This window comes from Mesorhizobium sp. CNPSo 4689 (assembly GCF_057784325.1).
The window spans coordinates 266,449-284,527 of record NZ_JBWLUZ010000001.1; the positions used below are offsets into that span (position 1 = coordinate 266,449).

At 63.2% G+C, this 18,079-nt stretch carries 15 protein-coding genes; 11 read left to right on the top strand and 4 right to left on the bottom strand.

Translation table 11 applies throughout. The annotated features are described in order from the left end of the window. The first annotated feature begins 10 nt into the window (after positions 1 to 10). The 5 genes from exoK to AC04SI_RS01255 all read left to right on the top strand — a co-directional run bounded on the left by exoK (position 11) and on the right by AC04SI_RS01255 (position 5,501). Positions 11 to 895: an endo-1,3-1,4-beta-glycanase ExoK gene (gene exoK / locus AC04SI_RS01235; protein WP_404275024.1), complete on the top strand. Its 885-nt coding sequence runs from the start codon at positions 11 to 13 to the stop codon at positions 893 to 895. A 133-nt stretch (positions 896 to 1,028) separates the two neighbouring features. Next, positions 1,029 to 2,360, top strand: coding sequence for a UDP-glucose dehydrogenase family protein (locus AC04SI_RS01240; protein WP_404275025.1), 1,332 nt, complete (start codon positions 1,029 to 1,031; stop codon positions 2,358 to 2,360). Between the two features lie 81 nt (positions 2,361 to 2,441). Next, positions 2,442 to 3,884 (top strand): GMC oxidoreductase, encoded by a 1,443-nt coding sequence (locus AC04SI_RS01245; protein ID WP_488473813.1) that lies wholly within the window; start codon positions 2,442 to 2,444, stop codon positions 3,882 to 3,884. 13 nt (positions 3,885 to 3,897) lie between these two features. Further along, positions 3,898 to 4,347: a hypothetical protein gene (locus tag AC04SI_RS01250; RefSeq protein ID WP_404275027.1), complete on the top strand. Its 450-nt coding sequence runs from the start codon at positions 3,898 to 3,900 to the stop codon at positions 4,345 to 4,347. Positions 4,348 to 4,418: 71 nt separating this feature from the next. Next, positions 4,419 to 5,501 carry a glycosyltransferase gene (locus AC04SI_RS01255; RefSeq protein ID WP_192179379.1) on the top strand — a complete coding sequence of 361 codons (1,083 nt, stop codon included), beginning with the start codon at positions 4,419 to 4,421 and terminating at the stop codon, positions 5,499 to 5,501. 60 nt (positions 5,502 to 5,561) lie between these two features. On the opposite strand, the gene AC04SI_RS01260 is transcribed toward AC04SI_RS01255, so the two are convergent. After that, entirely contained in the window at positions 5,562 to 6,584 is a 1,023-nt protein-coding gene (locus AC04SI_RS01260; protein ID WP_404275362.1) for a phosphoribosyltransferase, read from the bottom strand. A gap of 31 nt (positions 6,585 to 6,615) precedes the next feature. After that, positions 6,616 to 8,112, bottom strand: a complete 1,497-nt coding sequence (locus tag AC04SI_RS01265; protein ID WP_488473814.1) for a lipopolysaccharide biosynthesis protein — start codon at positions 8,110 to 8,112, stop codon at positions 6,616 to 6,618. Between the two features lie 190 nt (positions 8,113 to 8,302). On the opposite strand from AC04SI_RS01265, the gene AC04SI_RS01270 reads away from it, so the two are divergent. The 6 genes from AC04SI_RS01270 to AC04SI_RS01295 all read left to right on the top strand — a co-directional run bounded on the left by AC04SI_RS01270 (position 8,303) and on the right by AC04SI_RS01295 (position 15,956). After that, positions 8,303 to 9,475 carry a glycosyltransferase family protein gene (locus AC04SI_RS01270; protein ID WP_404275029.1) on the top strand — a complete coding sequence of 391 codons (1,173 nt, stop codon included), beginning with the start codon at positions 8,303 to 8,305 and terminating at the stop codon, positions 9,473 to 9,475. Between the two features lie 38 nt (positions 9,476 to 9,513). After that, positions 9,514 to 10,545 (top strand): glycosyltransferase family 2 protein, encoded by a 1,032-nt coding sequence (locus AC04SI_RS01275; RefSeq protein WP_488473815.1) that lies wholly within the window; start codon positions 9,514 to 9,516, stop codon positions 10,543 to 10,545. Further along, positions 10,545 to 11,495, top strand: coding sequence for a glycosyltransferase family 2 protein (locus tag AC04SI_RS01280; RefSeq protein WP_488473816.1), 951 nt, complete (start codon positions 10,545 to 10,547; stop codon positions 11,493 to 11,495). The genes AC04SI_RS01275 and AC04SI_RS01280 overlap by 1 nt, the downstream gene beginning before the upstream one ends. Then, a complete protein-coding gene (locus AC04SI_RS01285) occupies positions 11,485 to 12,435 on the top strand; it encodes a glycosyltransferase family 2 protein (protein WP_404275035.1) in 951 nt (316 codons plus the stop codon). Before AC04SI_RS01280 ends, AC04SI_RS01285 begins: the two co-directional genes overlap by 11 nt. Before the next feature lie 72 nt (positions 12,436 to 12,507). Then, positions 12,508 to 13,404: a UTP--glucose-1-phosphate uridylyltransferase GalU gene (gene galU / locus AC04SI_RS01290; protein WP_120011984.1), complete on the top strand. Its 897-nt coding sequence runs from the start codon at positions 12,508 to 12,510 to the stop codon at positions 13,402 to 13,404. Between the two features lie 167 nt (positions 13,405 to 13,571). Next, complete coding sequence (locus AC04SI_RS01295; RefSeq protein ID WP_404275037.1) at positions 13,572 to 15,956, top strand: polysaccharide biosynthesis tyrosine autokinase; 2,385 nt, start codon at positions 13,572 to 13,574, stop codon at positions 15,954 to 15,956. Positions 15,957 to 16,049: 93 nt separating this feature from the next. Here the strand turns inward: AC04SI_RS01295 and AC04SI_RS01300 are convergent, their stop codons facing one another. Both AC04SI_RS01300 and AC04SI_RS01305 read right to left on the bottom strand, forming a co-directional pair. Beyond that, the gene (locus AC04SI_RS01300; RefSeq protein ID WP_488473817.1) at positions 16,050 to 16,814 is read right to left on the bottom strand and encodes a metallophosphoesterase family protein; all 765 of its coding nucleotides are present in this window, start codon (positions 16,812 to 16,814) and stop codon (positions 16,050 to 16,052) included. 151 nt (positions 16,815 to 16,965) lie between these two features. Continuing rightward, entirely contained in the window at positions 16,966 to 18,045 is a 1,080-nt protein-coding gene (locus tag AC04SI_RS01305) for an acyltransferase family protein (protein WP_488473818.1), read from the bottom strand. Positions 18,046 to 18,079 lie beyond the last annotated feature (34 nt).

The following is an 18,079-nucleotide window of genomic DNA, read 5'->3' on the forward strand; positions in this document are numbered from 1 at the left end:
GTAAGTTAGTATGAACGCAGATCCCAAGACTATCTCCATCGTCGTGGCCGATGCCACGCCGTCGATGCGGTCGAATCGGCAAGGCAGCTTTTGGCACCTGTGCATGGCGGGAGCGCTTCTCCTGGCCGCTGCCGCAACGGTGCACCAGGCCCACGCGCAGGACCAGGCCCACGCGCAGGACTTGCCGAGCGCACCCTCATTCGTCGATGATTTCACCAAGTTCGATCATTCGCGCTGGTACGTATCCGACGGCTGGTCGAACGGCCCGCACCAGAACTGCACCTGGTCGAAGCGCCTGGTCAGCCTGTCCGACGGCGCACTGACGTTGGGCTTCGAGAAGCGCCAGACCAAGGATCGCGCTTTCGCCTGCGGCGAGATCCAGACCAAAAAGCGCTACGGCTACGGAATCTACGAGGCGCGCATGAAAACGGACACCGGGTCCGGTCTGAATGCCGCGTTCTTCTCCTACATCGGTCCCCAGGACAAGCAGCCATGGGACGAGATCGACTTCGAGGTTCTGACCAAGGACACCTCCAAGGTGCAGGTCAACACTTACATTTCCGGCAAGCCGAAGAACGAAAAGCTCACCGATGTCGAAGGCGGCACCGACAAGGGTTTCAACGACTACGGCTTCGTCTGGGAGAAGGAGCGGCTGCGCTTCTACGTCAACGGCAAGCTCGTCCAGGAAGTGACGAACCCGGCGGAGTTGCCGACCCACTCGCAAAAGATATTCTTCAGCCTCTGGGGCAGCGAGAAGCTGACCAGCTGGATGGGCCCCTTCTCGGATCCGGGCCGCAAGGTCACGATGCAGGTGGAGCGCGTCGCATTCACTGCGCTTGGCCAGCCCTGCCAGTTCCCGGAATCGCTGGCATGCAGCATAAGCAACAGCAACTAGGCATGATCCCGAACCGAATGCAGCAGAAAGTGGGAACCGGCTTCGGATCGTGCTCCAATAGGAAACAGGCCCTGGACGGCCTGCCATCTGAACCGGCCGCACCGAAGACGGCCCTGAACAGGAAGCACACCGAATGAACTTGACGGTCTTTGGAATAGGCTATGTTGGTCTCGTGCAGGCCGCCGTGCTCGCGGAAGTCGGGCATCAGGTGGTGTGCGTCGACATCGACGAGAAGAAGGTCGAACGGCTCAACCAGGGCCTTATCCCAATCTTCGAACCTGGGCTCGAAAGCCTCGTCAAGGAGAACCACGCCGCCGGCCGCATCAAATTCACCACCGATGCCAAGGCCGCCGTCAAGCATGGCGAGATCCAGATGATCGCCGTCGGCACGCCGCCCGGCGAGGACGGTTCGGCCGACCTCAAATACGTGCTGGCCGTCGCCGAGGCGATCGGCCGCGAGATGGAGGCGCCCAAGATCGTCGTCGGCAAGTCGACGGTGCCGGTCGGCACCTGCGAAAAGATCAAGGCCAGAATCGCCGAGACGCTGAAGAAAAGGGGCCGCGAGGACCTGGCCTTCGACGTCGCCTCCAACCCGGAATTCCTCAAGGAGGGTTCCGCGGTGGCCGACTGCATGAAGCCGGACCGCATCATCGTCGGCACCTCGAGCGAGGGTACCGAGGCGGTGATGCGCGAGCTCTACGCTCCGTTCAACCGCAACCACGAGAAGATGATCGTGATGGACGTGCGCAGCGCCGAGTTCACCAAATACGCGGCCAATTGCATGCTGGCCACCAAGATCAGCTTCATGAACGAGATGGCCAATCTGGCCGAGCAGCTTGGCGCGGATATCGAGGAGGTGCGCAAGGGCATCGGCAGCGATCCGCGCATCGGCTACCACTTCATCTATCCGGGTCTCGGCTATGGCGGCTCGTGCTTCCCCAAGGATGTGCGCGCCCTGATCAAGACCGCCGAGGGCGTCAAGTTCGACGCCAAGCTGCTGCGTGCTGTCGAGGAGCGCAACAACGAGCAGAAGTCCGTCCTGTTCGACAAGGTGAACCGCTACTTCAAGGGCAACCTCAAGGGTAAGACCTTCGCCTTGTGGGGCCTGGCCTTCAAGCCGAATACCGACGACATGCGCGAGGCGCCGGCCCGCAACTTGATGGAAGCGCTGTGGAAGGCGGGCGCGAAGGTGCAGGCCTACGATCCCGAGGCGATGCAGGAATGCCAGGCCATCTATGGGCTGCGCGACGATCTGCTGCTCTGCGGCACCAAGGAAGCGGCTCTGCGCGGCGCCGAGGCGCTGATGATCGCCACCGAGTGGAAGAGCTTCCGCGCGCCGTCCTTCGACGCACTGAAGGATGCGCTGACCACGCCGGTCATCTTCGACGGCCGCAACCTCTATGACCCGAAGGTCATCGCCCGCCACGGCATCGAATATCACTCGATCGGCAGGGTGGCTGCGTGAAGGCCGGCTCAGAAGGCGGCCTCGACGAACGACAACGAGGCCGCCGGTGAACGCGCTGCTTTCGGGAAAGGATAGGATCTGATGGTGCTGGATATCAGGCCCGAGCAAATCGCCAACGAGCATTTCGATATCATCGCCATCGGCTCCGGTTTTGGTTCGGCCTTCTTCCTGCACGCATTCGCCAAGCGCCGCAAAGCGCGTGTCCTGGTTTTGGAATGGGGCCGGCACAACACGCATGAGTGGCAGCTCGGCCAGAATGCCAACACCGACATCGACGACGAATCGACCTACAAGACCAACTCCGAAAAGCCGTGGAACTACACCATCGGACTGGGCGGCGGCACGAACTGCTGGTTCGCGCAGACGCCGCGCTTCCATCCGAACGACTTCCGGCTGAAGAGCACCTATGGCGTCGGCAATGATTGGCCGATCAGCTATGACGAGCTCGAGCCGTTCTATTGCGACGCCGAGGAGGTCATGTCGATCTCGGGCGATCCCGACATGGCTCAGATGCTACCGCGCTCGAAACCGTTTCCGCAGCCGCCGCATCGCATGTCGACGCCGGACCGCATGATGAAGGCGGCGCAGCCCGACCAGCACTTCGTCATGCCGACCGCGCGTGCGCGTGTGGCGACCGCACAGCGAAGCTCGTGCTGTGCCAATTTGCGCTGCTGGCTGTGCCCGGCCGATGCCAAGTTCACCGTCAACAACGGCCTGATGCACGTCTTCGAGCATCCGGATGTTTCAGTCTGCCTCAGCTCGGAAGTGCGGCGGCTCGACCATGCCGGCGGCTCCGTCCGCTCGGTGGTGTTCACCCATGGCGGCAAGGAATATTCAGCCAGTGGCGACCTTTTCGTGCTCGGCGCCAATGCGATCCAGAGCCCGGCGATCATGCTACGGTCCGGGCTCGGCGGCGAATTCGTCGGCCTCGGCCTGCACGAATCCTATGGCTGGAACTTCGAGGTCTATCTAGACGGCGTCGACAATTTCGACGGCAGCACCATCACCACCGGTCTGAATTTCGGGCTCTATGACGGTCCCCACCGCGCCGAGCACGCGGCGGCGCTGCTCTATTTCGAGAACCGCTGGCAGCATGGCATGCGGGCCGAGAAGGGTCGGCTGCGGCAGACGCTGCCGCTGGTCATCGTCACCGAAAACCTGCTCGATCCGGAAAACCGCGTCATCCTCGACAAGGATGAGAACGCCTTCGTCAGTTTCAAGGGAGCGTCGGACTATGCCGTCAACGGCATGGCCAAGGCGCTGGAAAGGCTGCCGGCGCTGCTTAAGCCGCTGCCGGTCGAAAAGCTGTTCGATCGCGGCATCCGACCGACCGAATCGCATGTGCAAGGCACGTTGCGGATGGGCACTGGCCCTGCGGATTCAGTCGTCGACCGCGACATGATCCACCACCAGCTGAGGAACCTCGTCGTTGTCGGCACGAGCACCTATCCCAGTTGCTCCTGCGTCAATCCAAGCCTGACGGCGGCGGCTCTGTCGCTGAGGGCGGCGAGCCGGATCGCATGAAGGGAGCTCTGCAATGATGAAGATCACGCGACGCTCTGCTCTGGCCCTGGTCGCCGGCGGGCTCGCTTCCACCGGCATTGCTTACGCCGCCGTGTCCTCGTTCTCGGACGAGGACCTGGTGCGCGTCACGCTGGAACGATATCTCGGTCCGCTGAACATGCGCATCGAGCACCTGCAGCAGTTCGTGCTGGAATTCCGCAACCGGAATCCCTGGATATTTCCGAACGAAAAGCTGAGCGATGCGGTCACTCTGGTCGAGGAGCTCAAACTGGGCGCCGTACGCCGGCTGCTGCCGCATGAAAAGCGGGAAGATTTGGTGCATTTCGACCGCTGGGTCATCGCCGAATTCCATGTGCTGACCGACTACGCATGGCGCAGCTCGCCGAACGACCCGATCCGGTTTACCGGCTGGCAGTCCTGTACCAATCCGTTCGCAAATCTGGAGCCGCCGAAAGTCGCTTGAGGCGAAGGCAAGACGCTGGTCCTGGCCAGCGTCCGAACGAAACACGAGAATGCGACAAGGAGCCCGATCCCATGAAAGTCCTTTTTGCAGGTGGCAACGGTTACACGCCGCAATTCAGTGGCGGCGTCCAGTCCAGCACCCATCATCTGGCCGAGCAATTGATCGAGCATGGCCATGAGGCGTCGGTGCTTGCCGCGCTCTTCGGCCAGGGCGTCTTCGGCTACAAGGCGCGCGCCAAGATGAAGCTTTTGCGGCAACGTGCCGTCATCGACTCCTATCCGGGCTATCCGGTGGTGCGGGCATGGTTTCCCTGGGAGGCTGCCGGCTTTGCCGTGAAGAAGCTGAGGCCGGACGTCGCCGTGGTCCAATGCCACAAGTCGGTTCCGATCGGCAAGGCGCTGGAGGCGGAAGGCGTTCCGCTGGTCGTCTATCTCAGGAATGTCGAATTCCATGAATTGGGTGGCGACCTGCGTGAATTGCGTTCGGCTCTCTACATCGCCAACTCCGAATTCACGGCGCGCACCTACAAGCAGAAATTCGACATCGATTCGACGGTCATTCCGCCGACCATCAATCCCGGCTTCTACAGCACGCCGACGACAGGCGAGTACGTCACGCTGATCAATCCTTACGAGGAAAAGGGCTTCGACCTGGCGGTGCGCATCGCCGCCGCCTGCCCCGAAATCCCGTTCCTGTTCGTCGAAAGCTGGAAGCTCGACGACGATCATCGGGCCCGCATCGAACAGACGATCGCGCCATACCCCAATGTCAAGCTGGAGAGCCGCACCAGCGACATGAAGACGGTGTATGGCCGCACCAAGATCCTGCTCGCTCCCAGCAAGTGGGAGGAGGCCTGGGGCCGGGTGGCGTCGGAAGCCCATTGCAGCGGCATTCCCGTCGTCGGCTCGCGGCGCGGCGGCCTGCCCGAAGCGATCGGCTCGGGCGGCGTGGTGCTGGACTATGACGGTCCGCTCGACGATTGGGTGGCGGCGATCAGGCTGCTGTGGAACGATGCCCAGGAGTATGCGCGGCTTTCCGCGGCGGCGCGTACATTCTCGGAGCGCCCGGCTTTGGACCCGCAGCGTCAGTTCGCCACGTTCTTCTCGTTGCTCGACAAGGCGGCGGCACAACGAACTACACGCCAGGCTGCGTGAGCTTCGCGAAGCAGCGCCCGTCGTGGCGCTGCATCCCTGTTCCCGGCGTTATTGGCGGGATCAGGCCGGTCGCTTGACCCGGCTCTTCAGCGTCTCGTAGCCGCGTTCGCCAAGCAGCGTGCGCGCCACTTTCTTGACCACAGTCTTGCGCCCTTCGGGCGAATTGACCTGACGCAGCCTGGCCGGCAGGTTGCGCGCCGCCTGGTTGAGCGCCGCCAGCGACAGCGCGTCGGGATAGGTCACCAAATGGGTTTCCACGCACAGCACCGGCTTGCCGGAAAGCTTGGCGATCTTGAGCGCCTGCTGGTGCTCGCTTTCGATGAACAGGATCGCATCGGTTTTGGCGTAGAAATCGGCCTTGAAACTGCCATGCACGCCAAGCCGCTGCCGTTCCGCCTTGCTCGGCAGGTCAAGCATGATCAGCTCATCGTATTTGATGTCGTGCTTGTCGAGCCAGGCCTCGGTGAGCTTGCGGTATTTCTCCAGCCGGCTGGTAACCAGCCAGCCGATCTTGCGGGTCGGGGCAAAGAGTGGCCGCGCTTCGGCGAGGAATTTCTCATAGGCCGGGCCGTCGTCATTTTCCGCCTCGGTCGGATCGAGGCAAAGCACGCCGTCGATGTCGACGCAGCATTGCGCGAGGAATTTGTGGTGCATGAAGTTCCACTGGAACATCCTGGGGTGCGGCACCACTTCGAAGACGACGTCGGTCTCCTGATGCTGTGACATCAGCCCGAACACCGCGGCAAAGGTGTAGTCCGCCTTGATGCCGGCGGCCTCGATCCGGTTGCGCGCGTCGCGCATGGCGTTGCCACCGCTGACGCTGTCGTCGATCACCAGGATCTTGCGCATGTCGGTGGCCTGCCGGTCGAGCGCGGCGCGCCGCTTGGTGATGCCCGAGGAATAGATTTTGCCGGCGATGAAGCTGTCGAGGTCGGTCATCGGGATGTTCGACGCAAGGCTGACCAGCGTGGCGGCGAGAATGCCGCTTCTCGGCACGCCGACCACCAGGTCGATGTCGCGCGGCAGCCGGTGAAGGTTGCTGACGATGGCGTCGTTCATGTCGGAAATCGATCGGTAGTGCATGGTCTGGGTCGGATCCTCGAGTGTGCGCATGTTATTTTGCTCCGCTGGGCACAGCCGCCTGCGCCCGCATCGGCACCAGCTTCAAGGCCTCGCGCAAGGCTTCGCGGCCGGCGGCGAAGCAAAGCGAGACCAGGACGGTGGTGACATAGGACAGCACCACCGCGCCGGCCATGGCGACGATATGCTGTTGTGGCAGGAACGGCTTGGCGAACCAGACGGCGGCCAGTGCCAGGTGCGCGCCAAGCACGAAGGGGGTTGCCGCGCGCAGCACATGGTGTGCCTTCAGCGGCCCGGTCTTGCCGATATAGAGCCACAGGAAAGGCGTTCTCATGTATTCGCTGACCGCATAGGCGATCGCCACGCCGAGCGCGCCATAGGGCAGTCCGATGAGGAAGGCCAGCACCGACGTCACCGCCGTCACGATGCCCCAGCGCATGAAATCGCCCGAGCGGCCCTGGCTGACGAACAGCCAGCCCGCGGGATTGTTGAGCGGCTGCAGCAGCCCGGCAAAGCCGAGCGCCAGGAAGATCGGCGCGCTCTGCCGCCACTGCTCGCCGAGCACGAAGGGGATCAGCACGTCGGACATGGCGGTGGCGAAGGCGACGCCCGGCAGCGCAACCAGCAGGATCAGCGGCATGACGCGCAGATAGGCGCTGCGGTAGCGGTCGGGCTCGTCCTTCAGCCTGGAAAGGGCCGGCACCATGACCTTGGAGAGCGGGTTGGTGATCTGGCTGAGCGGAAACAGCAGCAGCTTGTAGGCGCGGTCATAGAGGCCGAGCTGGGCTTCGCCCCAATATTTGCCGATCAGCACATTGTCGAGGTTGCGGGCAAAGAAGTTGGCGAAGTTGAAGCCGGTGATTCCGGCACCGAAATTGAGCAGTTGGCCAATGCCCTCGACCTTGCGCGGCATGCCCGGCCGCCATCTGGAGCTGACCCAATAGCAAAGCGTCGGCAGCACCGCTCCGGTCAGCGTGCCGGCAAACAGCGCCCAGTAGGAACGGTCGATGAAGGTCCAGGCGATCGAAACGGCAAGACCCGTGACGGCGCTGGCGACGTCGATGATCGCCAGGCGGGTGAACTGCATGCGGCGCGTCAAAAGCGCCAGGTGCTGGGCGCCGAGGCCATAGGCCATGATCTGCAGCCCCAGTGCCGCCACCAGGCCCGAAACGCGCGGTTCGCCGTAGAAGGCGGCGACCAAAGGTGCGGCGCCGGCCAGCACGCAGGCAAGGACGGCACTGACCGCGACATTGATCCAGAAGAGGGAATTGACCTCGTCGTGACGGATGCCGGTTTTCTGGATCGTCGCCTGGGTCAGGCCGAAATCCTGGAACAGCGCGATAAAGGCAAGTACCGGCGCACACATCGCCACGACGCCGAAATCCTGCGGCGACAAGAGCCGCGACAGCACGATGACGGAGATGATCTGCGTCGCGACGCGCACGGATTGCGCCATGGCCGTGACGATGGCACCGCGCCCGACCGATCTGCGGAGAGAGCCCTCTGGCGGATCGAATGCATTGGCTTCCAAATTCAGGATCCCTGATTTTCGCACCGGCCGTGACATCACGACCGGCAAACCGCCGCCTCGGACAAACTACGGCAATATTTTTGCAGTGCAACAAAAAACATGGATTCTTGCTACGCTGCACCAAAAATGTTGCGATGCAGCAAGAGCTGTACTAGCATCCCTGTGGGTGGGCCAACAGCGGTCGAGTTTCATGCTGCATGTCCTGTACTTGGTACATGACGTTTCCGATCCGGCGGTGCGACGACGGATCATAATGCTCAGAGCAGGCGGCGCCAGGGTTACACTGGCGGGCTTCCGCCGCACCACAGGCCCGGTCACGGAGATCGAGGGACTGCGTCCGATCGACCTCGGCGCGACGCGCGACGGCCGATTCGGCCAGCGCCTAGCGGCGGTCGCCAAGGCGGCGGTCTCTATCGGCTCGAAGCTCGCCACAATGCCGCGGCCCGACCTCATCATAGCGCGTAACCTTGAAATGCTGGCGCTTGCCCGGCGCGCCAAGGCCGTTTTTCAAGGGGCGGTACCGATCGTCTACGAATGCCTCGACATCCATCGCCTGGTGCTTCGCGACGATTTGCTGGGCAAGGCGCTGCGCGGCGCGGAACGCTATCTGGCGCGCGACGTGAAGCTTCTGGTGACCAGTTCGCCGGCCTTCATCGCCAATTATTTCAAGCCGTTTGGACAAATCGCCGCACCGGTCGAGCTGGTCGAAAACAAGTATTTCGATACGGCACCGGTGGTGGCCGATGACCGGTTGAAAGTGGAAAATCCTGCCGCGCCGCCGTGGCGAATCGGTTGGTTCGGTGCGCTCAGATGCCGCCGCTCGCTGCAGCTGCTGGCAGAATTCACCCGCCGCCTCGACGGACGCTTCGAGGTCATCCTTCGAGGTCGCCCGGCGCTTTCCGAATTTCCCGATTTCCACGCCTTCGTCGAGGCCGAGCCCTTTCTCTCCTTCCGCGGCCCCTATCGCAACCCGGAGGATATGTCGGCGATCTACAGCGAGGTGCATTTCGCCTGGGCGATCGATTTCTTCGAGGAAGGCCAGAATTCCGAATGGCTGCTTCCCAACCGCCTCTACGAGGGATGCCGCTTCGGCGCAGTGCCGATCTCGATGGGCAACACCGAAACCGGGCGCTTCCTCAACCAGCAGGACATCGGCGTTCTGCTGCCTGAGGCCGCGCCCGAGGTGCTCGAAACGGCGCTGGGCAGGATGGAAGAGGATCGCTTCCGCAAGCTGAAGGCGCGGGTGCTTGCCCGCAACCCGAGGACCTGGAGCTACGATCGCAGCGATTGCCTGGCCTTTGTCGACAAGCTGCGTGGTCTGGCTGCCGCGCCTGGCCCCTTCGTCACCGAGGCGCTGGCATAGGATGACCGGGAATGGAAACTAAGGATGGACGAGGCCTGATGACGCAAACCGAAATGCCCGCATCGAGCCTGATCGCATCGAGCCTGCCCCCATCGAACTTGATCGTCATTCCGTGCCTCAACGAAGCAGCCCATATCGGGGCGCTGCTCGGGCAGCTCCGGCCGGCGGCCGAACGGCTCGGCGCCCGCATCGTCGTTGCCGATGGCGGCAGCACTGACGGTACGCTGGCGATCGTCCAGGCGGTCGCTGCAAAGGATCCGCGCGTCGTTCTGCTCCACAACCCGAAGCGCATCCAGAGCGCCGCGCTCAATCTTGCCGTGGCCAGTTTCGGCGATGGTGCTGAATATCTGATCCGGATCGATGCGCATGGCGGCTATTCCGATGACTATTGCGACCGGCTGGTCGAGGAGGCACTGGCCACGGGTGCGGATTCGGTCGTCGTCTCGATGTTGACCAGCGGCACCGGCGCCGTGCAGAAGGCGGTTGCCGCGGCGCAGAACTCGAAGCTCGGCACCGGCGGCTCCAAGCACCGGCATTTGTCGGCTGGAGAATGGGTCGACCACGGTCACCACGCATTGATGCGCATATCGGCCTTCAGGGCCGTGGGCGGCTATGACGAGACGTTCAGCCACAATGAGGATGCCGAGTTCGACCACCGGCTTCGCCAGGCCGGCTACCGGATCTGGATGAGCGGCAGGACGCAGATGGTCTACTATCCGCGCTCCTCGCTGAAGAGCCTGTATTTCCAGTATCTCGGCTATGGCCGCGGCCGCGCCAAGAACGTTCTCAAGCACCGCGTGATGCCGAAAGTCCGGCAGATGATACCGCTGCTGGTGTTTCCCGTGGTTCTGTTGGCGCCCTTTTCTCTCGTGTACGTGCTGGCGGCGTTGCCGTTCCTTGTATGGTCGATGGTTTGCATCTTCTACGGCCTCGTGACCGCCATCAGGCGGCGCGATATGGCGCTTGTGCTTGTCGGGGTGTCGGCGATGGTCATGCATCTGGGCTGGTCGATGGGCTTCTGGCTGCAGCTTCTCGAGCCGCGACCGCAGACGCAGCACGGGGTGGCGTAATGGGCGCGGCCGCAACAAAACGCAGCGTCGACATCTGCGTCTGCACGTTCCGGCGGCCTGAGCTTGCCGACACGCTTCGCTCTATCGCCGCCATGGACCGGCCGGAGGGATTCGAAATCGGCGTCGTTGTCGCCGACAATGACGATGCGCCGAGCGCTCAGCCGCTGGTCAAGGCGCTGGAGCAGGAATTGAAGCTGCCGGTCCGCTACCGCCATGCTCCCGCGCGCAACATCTCGGTGGCGCGCAACGCCTGTCTCGACGCCAGCGTATCGGACTTTGTCGCCTTCATCGATGACGATGAAACGGCCTCGCCGCAATGGCTCGCCGAGCTGGTCGCGACCGCCGAGGCGAGCGGTGCAGCCGCCGTGCTCGGCCCGGTAAAGGCGCGTTACGGCTCGGATGCGCCAGCCTGGATGCGCAAAGGTGATTTCCACTCGACCCTGCCGGTCTGGGTGCATGGCGAAATCCGCACCGGCTACACCTGCAACGTCCTGCTGAGGACACGCGACGCCAGCCTTCGCGACCGCCGCTTCAGCCTGGCGCGCGGCCAGACCGGCGGCGAGGACACCGAATTCTTCGATTACATGGTCAAGGCCGGCGGCCGCATCGCCTTTTCGCCGCGCGCCTTCGTCGACGAGGTGGTGCCGCGCGCCAGGGCCGCATTCGACTGGCTGCGCCGCCGCCGCTTCCGTTTCGGCCAGACCCATGGTCACCTGCTCGGCAGCAACGCAACCGGCGTCCGGCGCGCCAGGGAAATCGGCCTCGCCTCGGCAAAGGCGGCCTATTGCTTTGCCATGGCGATCGCGACGGCGGTCAGCCCGGTTCGCCGGAACCGCAGCGTGCTGCGCGGCATCATGCATGTCGGCGTCGTCAGCGGTCTCGTAGGTGTTCGCGAAATCCGCCAATACGGACTGCCCTCGCCGCAGGAAGGGGGCAAGCGTGCAGCCTGACGTCAGCTTCGTCATCGCCGCCTACAACGCCGAAGCGACCCTCGACCGGGCGATCGCCAGCGCGATTGCCCAGCGCGACGTCAGCGTCGAGGTCGTCGTCGTCGACGACACCTCGCGCGACAGGACGCTCGAGGTGGCGCGGTCCTACCCGCAGGACATCGTGCGCGTCGTCGCTTTGCCCGAAAACCGCGGCCCCGGCGGCGCCAGGAATGCCGGCCTCGAGCTTGCCCGCGGCCGCTGGGTCGCCGTCCTCGATTCCGACGATGCCGTCTATCCCGGCCGGCTCAGCACCATGATCGCGCGGGCGGAAAAGGCCGGCGCCGAGATCGCAATCGACAACCTCCAGGTCGTGCGCGAGGACGGCGTTGCCGAGGACACGATGTTCCCGGCCGCCTATCTGGAGAGCCTGGGCGAAATCTCGCTGGCCGATTACATAGCCGGCAACATAGTCTTCGAATCGCGGTTCAACCTCGGTTATCTCAAGCCGATCTTCCAGCGCCGTTTCCTGAACGAGAACGGCCTTCGCTACGATGAAGGTCTGATCATCGGCGAAGACTACATCCTGTTGGCCAGCGCTTTGGCCAAGGGCGGCAGATGCGTGGTCGAGCCGACGACTGGCTACGTCTACCATATTCGCAGCGGCTCCATTTCCCGCGTGCTCGAGCTTCATCACGTCGAAGCGATGCGCAAGGCCGATGCGATCTTTGCCGAGACGCATGCGATGGACCCGGAGGCCGCGGCCGCATTCGCCAGGCGCAGCCGCAGCCTGCGCCGGGCGGCTTCGTTCCTGTCTCTGGTTCAACACATCAAGGCGCGGTCCCCGCTCAAGGCGATATGGACGGCGCTCAGCGATCCGGCAGCGGTCAGGCATATGAGCATGCCGATCGCTGTCCGGCTGCGACGGGTTGCGGCACAGTTTGCCGTGGGGGCGGGGAGGTGAAGATGCGGGCACATGAAGGAACTTTCGTGGCCGGCAGGTATTGAAAGTCGATCTCCTCAGAAGGAATTTGCAATGAAGAAAGTCAGGAAGGCAGTCATACCGGTGGCGGGGTTGGGAACGCGGTTCCTGCCGGCGACCAAGTCGATGCCCAAGGAAATGCTGCCGGTGGTCGACAGGCCTGTCGTGCAATATGCGGTAGACGAGGCCTTCGAGGCCGGCATCGAGCACATCGTCTTCGTCACCGGCCGCAACAAGGCGGTCATCGAAGACTATTTCGACCTGCATCCTGAGCTTATCGGAACCTTGGAGCAGACCGGCAAGAAGGCGCAGCTCCAGTCGCTTGAAAGCCTGCTTCCGGTGGCCGGCGCCACCAGCTTCATCCGCCAGCAGTCGCCGCAGGGTCTCGGCCATGCCGTGTGGTGCGCGCGCGAAGTCATCGGCGACGAGCCCTTCGCCCTGCTGCTCCCCGACATGGTGTCCTTCGGTGGGCGCGGATGCCTTGCCGAAACCGTCGATCTCTATGAGCGCACCGGCGGAAACGTCATCGCCGTCGAGCGTTGCGAACCCAGCGAAACCAGCAAATACGGCATCGTCGGCCGCGGCGCCGAGGTCGGCAGCGGCTTCGAGGTGACAGCCATGGTCGAGAAGCCGGCGCCTGCCAATGCGCCGTCGAACTTCTACATCAACGGCCGCTATATTTTGCAGCCGGAGATTTTCGCGCTGCTCGGCAACCAGCAACGCGGCGCCGGCAATGAAATCCAGCTGACCGACGCCATGGTCCGCCTGGCGCAGTCACAGGCCTTCTTTGCCCAGCCTTTCAACGGCCGCATGTTCGACTGCGGTTCGAAGGAGGGTTTCATCCAGGCCAATGTCGCGTTCGCCCTGGCGCGCGACGACATGAAGGGACCGATCTTCGAAATGCTTCAGGAGTTCGTCCGGTCGCATGAGCGCCGGGAAGAAGCCGCATAATGCCCATTTTTTGGGAGTATGTGCGTATCGATGATGGCGCGACATACGCCGCCGCGCTTGGCCGATTCGGCCAAGCGCCTTCTGGCATGAATGTTGCGTGGTCTTTTCTGGTGACGACGCCAATCTTCGAAGGCCGATAGCGCCTGCAACCTGGAATTGGACCGACGATGAACTATGCCAACTTTCCTCTCGACAAGAGGGTGCCTTTGCCCGGTACAGACGCGGAAAAGGGCGAAGACTTCATCGACATCGAACGCCTGCTCGGCATGGCTGCCCGGCAGGCCAAGGTGGTGGCTGCGTGCGCGATCATCGGTCTGTTCATGGGCGTGCTCTATCTGCAGACCACGCCCAAGCAGTATATGTCGGTTGCCAGCGTGCTGATCGACGAAGGCCTGAACAAGGTCGTCGACGACATCTCGGCGGCGTCGGCCACCATGCAGACCGATGCCTCCCTTCTCAGCCAGATAGAGATACTCACCTCCGCGCGGCTGGCCGCGGTGGTGGTCGACAAGCTGAAGCTCGACCAGAACGAAGAGTTCATGAACCCTCCGACGTCTGCCCTGGCGAAGGGCATCGGCTTCGTGCGCGGACTGGTTGGCTATTTCCGTGGCAGTTCGGGCCCGGACATCCCCGGCCTCGAAAATGTCGACGCCGCGACGCGCGAGGCCATGATGGTCACCGCCCGCCGCGACTACGCGATCCTCAAGCTGCAGAGCGAGATACTGGCGCAGCGCAACGGCCGCAGCTATGTGATCGACCTTGGCTATCAGTCGACGGACCCGGCGCTCGCGACCGCTATCACCAAGGCCTATTCCGAGGCCTATCTCGCCGACCAGCTCAATGCGAGCTTCGACGCCACCGAACGCGCGGCGGTCTGGCTGCAGGGCCGGTTGACCGAGCTTCGCGAAAGCTCGCAGAAGGCCGCCCTGGCGGTCGAGATGTTCAGGGCCGAGCACGGGCTGTCCGCGGGCAGCGACGGCCAGCTGATCAGCGACAAGCAACTGTCCGACCTGAACAGCCAGCTCATCGTCGCGCAGGCCGACACGGCGCGCGCCAGCGCCCGCTACCAGCAGTACAAGACCATCGTGGACAGCGGCTCGGACAATGCGTTCCAGGACTCCGCCATATCGAGCGACCAGCCGGCCAGCTCGGTCATTGCAACGCTCAAAACCCGCTATCTGACCGTCTCCAAGCGGCTGCAGGATGTCGAGGCGAATTTCGGCAAGGATCACCCCCAGGCGGTAGCACTTGCCAAGGAAAAAGCCGATGTCTCGGCGCAGATCTTCGGACAGCTGAAGCAACTGACCGAAAGCTATCGCAACGATTATCAGGTAGCGCAGGCGCGCGAGACCGCGCTCAAGGAGAAGATCGCCACCGCCGCCGGCAAGAGCTCCATCGACAACCAGTCGCAGGTCAAGCTGCGCGATCTCGACCAGCAGGCGACGGCGCTCACCACGCTCTATCAGACATTCCTCAGCCGCTATGAGGAAGCCTCGCAGCAGCAATCCTTCCCGGTCGGCAAGGTCCGCATCATCTCCGATGCGACAATGCCGCTGTCGGCAGCGGGCCCGCGCACATCCAAGGTGCTGGCGCTTACGCTCGTGCTTGGCGTGCTGCTGGGGGCCGGATTTGGCGGCCTGAACGAGTTCAACGAACGGTTCTTCAGAACTGGCGAGGACATTCGCGATCGCGTCGGCCTCAAATTCCTCGGCTATCTACCGACGATCGGCGGCGGCAAGCCCGGCAAGGATGCCAAGCCGGACGATGCAGAGGCCGATGCCAAGATCGCCAGCCTGTCGGCCGCCGAGAGACGGGCGCGCATGCGGGTCAGCATCGACGCTCCCGCCTCGATGTTCGCCGAAACGCTGCGCAACGCCAAAATCGCCTTCGACGTCGTCATGGAAGGGCAAGGCAGCAAGGTCATCGGCGTGATCTCGCTGTTGCCCGGCGAGGGCAAGTCGACGGTCGCGGCCAATCTGGCGGGATTGCTTGCCGCCAATGGCGCCAAAACGCTGCTCATCGACGGCGATTTGCGCAACCCCGGCCTCAGCCGCAGCCTCGGCATGGAAACCGAGCAGGGGCTGATGGAAGCCGTCGTCAACGGCCAGACCTGGCAGTCGGTCGGCAAGGTCGACCGGCAGACGAAGCTTGCCATCATTCCCGCCGTCCTGCGCGGCCAGTTCTCGCACACCAGCGAACTTCTCTCCTCGGCCGGCATGCGGCGCTTCATCGAGAACGCCAAGGAGACGTTCGAATACGTCGTCGTCGATCTGCCGCCGCTCGGCCCCGTGGTCGACGCCAAGGCCTTTGCCCCGCTGGCCGACGGTTTCGTGCTGGTCACCGAATGGGGCCGCACGCCGCGCGCGGTGGTGCGGTCGCTGCTGGAATCCGAGCCATACGTCGCCAACAAGATCGTCGGCGCGGTGCTCAACAAGGTCGATCTGAAGAAGCTGGCCAAATACGGATCGCTCGGCGGTTCCGAGAAGTTCTTCGACAAATATTCGACTTACTATCTGGACAAGTCGGAAACACGCACCAGGGCAGCGGCCTAGGTCCGTCCGGAATTGCGTCAAAACAAAGAGATAGAGCGGGTCGGCGATCAATCGAAAGCCGAACCGCTCTAACAGGCGCCGCCGTTTCGTCGGTCAGGAAAATATCAGCTTGCCGTATTTGCCGGCTATCCTGAGGGCGGTCAGCCGTCCGCTCTGAAAGGCGCCGGTGTCGATGCCGAGCCGGTGCCCGTCGAGCCTGGGCACGTCGACGATCGTATGTCCGTGCACCACCCATCGGTCGAGCAGATGGACGTTGTCGAAGAAATCGGCGCGGATGCTGAGCAGGTCGTCTTCGTCCTGCTCGGCGAGATCGATGCCGGGCCTGATGCCGGCGTGGACGAAAACGAATTTCCTCGAGCAGACCATGACCGGTAGCGCGCGCATGAAGCTGACATGGCTGGCGGGAATGACCTCGCGGATACGCCGGTCGACGGCTTCGCTCGAACTGTAGAGATTGCCGAGATGCTGCGCATCGATCCCGTAGGAAAACAACGTCTCCAGGCCGCCCGTCGCCAGCCAGGGTTCTCGCGGAAGATAGCCGTCGAGATAGTTCAGCATCGCCACCTCGTGGTTTCCCGCCAGGCAGACGCGCAGGAAGCCCTTCGGCGGCGGCGCGGTGAGATGGTCGAGCACGCGTTTGGACTGCGGCCCGCGATCGACATAGTCGCCAAGCATGATGATGATCTTGCGCCCGCGGAAGGGCAGCGCATCGAGAACGATCTTCTGCTCCAGCGAACGAAGTTCGCTGTAACACCCATGCACGTCGCCGATCGCATAGACGACCGTATCCTGCATATCCATCTGCAGCCGTTCGCGCGGCGCGGCGCGCGGCTTTCTCGATCGCTGGAACAGGCTCACGGATTGAGGCTCGGTGCTCGCACGGGTCTTTTGGCGTTAGGGAGCATGTCACACGGGCACGCATGAAGCCTCGATACCATGCTTGGCGCCGGAAATTCCATACCGGTGAGGAACAGTCCCTGTCTTGGTAAACAAGTGCTGGGAGCGGCGTTTATGCCGCCTTGAGCCGGTAGCGGAACACGGTGTGGTCGAGCAGCAGCCGTATGCGTGGTTCGGCCTCTATCGCCACCAGCCAACTCGCGGCGATCATGGTTGCGCCGACAGTAGCGATCGAAAGCAGGTACGGCACGCCGGCGCGGACCAGGGCGCCGAGCATGGCGGCACCGACGACGTCATGGATGAGATAGAGCGGGTAGGTCATCAGCCCGATCCGGCGCCAGCCTCGCCAGGACAGGTTAAGCTGCAGCGACCATGCCATCAGTCCTGTGGCGACAAGGAATATGAGGATCGGCGGCGCATAAGGCATTGCGGCTTCGACCTTGATGCTGTGCACGTCGACCGAGCTTGCGATCTGCAGCACACCGCCGGCCAGGAACAGCGCTGAGAAGCCGAGGCGGGCCCTCGTCACCGCCTTGAACCGCATCAGCCACAACATCACGCCGACTGCGAAAAAGCAGCCATGATGCACCAGCGCAAGCTGGAGCCAGCGCGTCTCGGCGAGATCGGACAAATCGAGGGGATAATAGAGGCACCAGAAGAACGTGCTGATCAGCCCGATCGCGATGCCTACGGTTTCCATCAGGTCGAAGCGACCGAGCCGCAACAAGGTCCAGACCACGGCATAGAAAGCGATTTCGATGCCGAGCGTCCAGTAGACGCTGTCGACCCAGGGATCGAACGGAACGAACAGGCCGGTGCGAACGAGCCGGATCACCGCATCCGTCGGCCAGCTGAGGTCGACCAGAAGCAGCACCGCAGCGGTAATGGGGGCGCATGCCCACACCGCCGGCGCCAGGCGCTTCACCCTTGCCTCGAAGAAGCGCAACGGCGTCGAATTCTCGGCGCTGAAGGCGATGACGAAGCCGCTGATGACGAAGAACACCTGCACGCCGACCCAGCCGGAGCCTAGAAAGTCCATTTCAGGGTGCGGCGGGATGCCGCCAGCGGCGCGTGCCGAAATACCGCCGGGGAACGCCCAAACCCAGTAGCCGTAGTGGTAGAACATCACCAGGACGGCGGCGAGGAACCGAAGGATGTCGACGCCGCCAAATGTAGTCTTTTGCTGAGCCATGCCGTGTCATCGGGTGGCCCCCCACAGCAACACT

What these genes read in the sequence shown, in the direction of transcription:
- AC04SI_RS01250 (WP_404275027.1), top strand. Translation starts at nt 3,898, where the DNA reads ATGATGAAGATCACGCGACGCTCTGCTCTGGCCCTGGTCGCCGGCGGG.
- AC04SI_RS01240 (WP_404275025.1), top strand. Translation starts at nt 1,029, where the DNA reads ATGAACTTGACGGTCTTTGGAATAGGCTATGTTGGTCTCGTGCAGGCC.
- AC04SI_RS01255 (WP_192179379.1), top strand. Translation starts at nt 4,419, where the DNA reads ATGAAAGTCCTTTTTGCAGGTGGCAACGGTTACACGCCGCAATTCAGT.
- galU (WP_120011984.1), top strand. Translation starts at nt 12,508, where the DNA reads ATGAAGAAAGTCAGGAAGGCAGTCATACCGGTGGCGGGGTTGGGAACG.
- AC04SI_RS01305 (WP_488473818.1), bottom strand. Translation starts at nt 18,045, where the DNA reads ATGGCTCAGCAAAAGACTACATTTGGCGGCGTCGACATCCTTCGGTTC.
- AC04SI_RS01275 (WP_488473815.1), top strand. Translation starts at nt 9,514, where the DNA reads ATGACGCAAACCGAAATGCCCGCATCGAGCCTGATCGCATCGAGCCTG.
- AC04SI_RS01270 (WP_404275029.1), top strand. Translation starts at nt 8,303, where the DNA reads ATGCTGCATGTCCTGTACTTGGTACATGACGTTTCCGATCCGGCGGTG.
- AC04SI_RS01295 (WP_404275037.1), top strand. Translation starts at nt 13,572, where the DNA reads ATGAACTATGCCAACTTTCCTCTCGACAAGAGGGTGCCTTTGCCCGGT.
- AC04SI_RS01280 (WP_488473816.1), top strand. Translation starts at nt 10,545, where the DNA reads ATGGGCGCGGCCGCAACAAAACGCAGCGTCGACATCTGCGTCTGCACG.
- AC04SI_RS01260 (WP_404275362.1), bottom strand. Translation starts at nt 6,584, where the DNA reads ATGCACTACCGATCGATTTCCGACATGAACGACGCCATCGTCAGCAAC.
- exoK (WP_404275024.1), top strand. Translation starts at nt 11, where the DNA reads ATGAACGCAGATCCCAAGACTATCTCCATCGTCGTGGCCGATGCCACG.
- AC04SI_RS01245 (WP_488473813.1), top strand. Translation starts at nt 2,442, where the DNA reads ATGGTGCTGGATATCAGGCCCGAGCAAATCGCCAACGAGCATTTCGAT.